Source organism: Pelorhabdus sp. sgz311001 (genome assembly GCF_055901755.1).
The window spans coordinates 1-2369 of record NZ_JBVXUT010000012.1; the positions used below are offsets into that span (position 1 = coordinate 1).

4 protein-coding genes are annotated in these 2369 nt (G+C 49.1%); all 4 read right to left on the reverse strand.

Annotated features, from left to right (window positions below; genetic code table 11):
- The coding region (locus AC0MXB_RS18230) for an ATP-binding cassette domain-containing protein (protein ID WP_474041151.1) at positions 1-215 on the reverse strand (215 nt) is incomplete at its 3' end.
- Positions 209-985, reverse strand: a complete 777-nt coding sequence (locus tag AC0MXB_RS18235; protein ID WP_474041152.1) for an ABC transporter ATP-binding protein — start codon at positions 983-985, stop codon at positions 209-211. The genes AC0MXB_RS18230 and AC0MXB_RS18235, both read right to left, overlap by 7 nt.
- Entirely contained in the window at positions 963-1931 is a 969-nt protein-coding gene (locus tag AC0MXB_RS18240) for a branched-chain amino acid ABC transporter permease (protein ID WP_474041153.1), read from the reverse strand. Before AC0MXB_RS18240 ends, AC0MXB_RS18235 begins: the two co-directional genes overlap by 23 nt.
- Before the next feature lie 9 nt (positions 1932-1940).
- A partial coding sequence (locus AC0MXB_RS18245; RefSeq protein WP_474041154.1) for a branched-chain amino acid ABC transporter permease occupies positions 1941-2369 on the reverse strand: 429 nt, incomplete at its 5' end.

Genomic DNA, 2369 nt, shown 5'->3' on the forward strand with positions numbered 1-2369 from the left:
CCCGGGGCCGCCATTCCCGCTATATTTTTTCCTTCAAAGTTGATCGATCCTTCTTTCGGCTTTAACAGACCCGAAATCGTCCGCAGCGTCGTACTCTTTCCCGCTCCGTTCGCTCCGATTAAGGTCACGATCTCCCCTTCTTTTACATTGACGCTGATTCCCTTTAAAGCATGAATGGCTCCATAGTATACGTTAATATTGTCGATTGTCAGCATGATTCGCTTACCTCCTCGCCCAGGTAGGCTTCCACTACTTTCGGATTGTTTTTGATCTCACTTGGCGTTCCGCTGGCGATGATCGTGCCATAATCGAGTACATAGATTCGCTCGCACACGTTCATGACAAGACTCATATCATGCTCAATCAATAGAATCGTCAGATTGAATTCTTTTTTGATCCACCGGATCATTTCCATGAGTTGCTGCGTTTCCTGCGGATTCATCCCGGCTGCCGGTTCATCCAATAAGAGCAGTTTCGGCTGCGCCGCCAAGGCTCTGGCAATTTCCAGACGACGCTGCTCGCCATAAGGCAGGTTTTTCGCAATCTCGTCTTTTTTATCGGCCAACCCAAAGATTTTCAAGAAGGATTCCGCCTTTTCGGCAATCTCTACTTCTTCTTTATAGTAGCGCCCTAACCGTAGTGCGCTTTCAATCAAACCATACTTCACATGAAAATGGTAGGCAATCTTTACATTATCAAGCACCGACAGATCCGCAAAGAGACGGATATTCTGGAAGGTTCTCGCGATGCCTCGCTGCGTAATCTGATAGGGTTTTAACCCGACTACGCTCTTTTCATCAAAGATGATTTCTCCCTCTGTGGGCTGATACACGCCAGTCAGAAGGTTGAAGGCCGTCGTTTTCCCGGCTCCGTTTGGACCGATGAGACCGACAAGCTCGCCTTGATTCAAATGAATATTGAGGTCCGATACGGCTCGTAGTCCGCCGAACACTTTGCTTACCTTAGTGGCTTTGAGTAGTTCCATCTTTTTTCCCTCCGATCCGGCTCAGCATGCTGAGGCTTAATTCTTTGTTGCCGAACAGTCCTTGCGGACGATAGATCATGAGCAGAATCAAAACGAGGGAATAGATCACCATACGCCACTCAGGATAGCTGGCCAATGCAGCAGAAACGAAGGTTAAAAATACAGCTGCCGTAACGGAGCCAGTAATACTGCCAAGTCCGCCTAGGACGACCATGGTCAAAATATCGAAGGATTTCATGAAGGTAAAGGACGCCGGATGAGCGATGTAAAAATAGTGAGAGAAAAGACAGCCCGCAACACCCGCAAAAGCTGCGCCCAGCGTAAAGGCCATAACCTTATATTTCGTCGTATCAACCCCCATGGCTTCCGCGGCAATTTCATTCTCGCGAATGGAAATACAGGCCCGCCCATGGGTCGAGTCGATAAAGTTCTTAATAAAGAAGATCGTAACAACTAAAAGGCCAAAGGCCCACGTAAAGGTGGTGTAGCGCGGAATTCCCATGAAGCCGGACGCGCCGCCCACGTAAGGAATGTTTAAGATGGTAATACGAATAATTTCACCAAGACCTAAGGTGGCGATGGCTAAATAGTCGCCGCTCAGCCGAAGCGTCGGCAGACCAATCACAAAGCCCAGGAAACCAGCGGCGCCTGCGCCTGCTAGAATGGCCACAATAAAGGGCGCCTGGAATTTTACGGTCAGTACCGCGCCAAGATAGGCCCCCACTGCCATGAACCCGGCATGGCCAATCGAGAACTGGCCGGTAAAACCGTTAATGAGATTGAGGCTTGTAACCAAAATGATGTTGATACAGATTAATACAATATTGAGCTGCCAAAAGGGCCCGATTACGTCAAATTCGATCAAGGCTTGCACGATGGCGTATAGGACGACACAGGCGCCAAGCAGCGTGAGATCATTTTTCTTTTTACTTTTTTCTAATCCCATGATTGTCACCTACACTTTCTCACGCACGTTCGAGCCGAAAATGCCGGAGGGCTTGAACAGCAGTATGATAATAAGAATGCCAAAGGCTGCGGCATCGCGGAAGGTCGACGAAATAAATCCGCTGACCAAGGCTTCGATGACGCCAAGGATAATTCCGCCAGCCATTGCGCCTGGCAAAATGCCGATCCCGCCAAGTACGGCGGCAATAAAGGCTTTTAGACCTGGCATGATTCCCATGAGCGGATCAATGGAGTTATAGTACACGCCAACAAGAACGCCAGCAGCGCCTGCCAAGGCGCTGCCTACACCGAAAGTAAAGGAAATAACCGTATTGACGTTAATGCCCATAAGCATAGCCGCGTCATTATCAAAGGAAACGGCGCGCATAGCTTTGCCGAGCTTCGTATATTGCACGACGTAGGTCAGGATCACCATGAG